A 238-nucleotide genomic window follows, 5' to 3' on the forward strand; every position below is an offset into this window, starting at 1 on the left:
GCTGCATAGCTGGTTGCCGCACGTGTCGACCAACCTGATGGCCGGTCTGATCGAGACGCTCGCCGCCGCGCCGTATCACGGCCGCGCGGACATGCCGGAAATCGCGCGTTCGCTGCATCTCGAAGTGGACGACCTGTTCCCGGTCGCGGAAGTGCTTCAGCACCTCGGTTTCGCCGACGTCCGCGAAGGCGATATTTTCCTGACGCCGCCCGCGCGCGTGTTCGCCGAATTCGGCACG

Annotated in this window: 1 protein-coding gene; it reads left to right on the plus strand. The window is 66.0% G+C overall.

Translation table 11 applies throughout. From position 1 onward, the window contains the following. Window positions 1-238: AAA-associated domain-containing protein (locus SB753_RS41145; RefSeq protein ID WP_410805691.1), on the plus strand; the 238-nt coding region annotated here is incomplete at both ends.

This window comes from Paraburkholderia sp. SIMBA_053, assembly GCF_046534895.1.
GTDB lineage: Bacteria > Pseudomonadota > Gammaproteobacteria > Burkholderiales > Burkholderiaceae > Paraburkholderia > Paraburkholderia caledonica.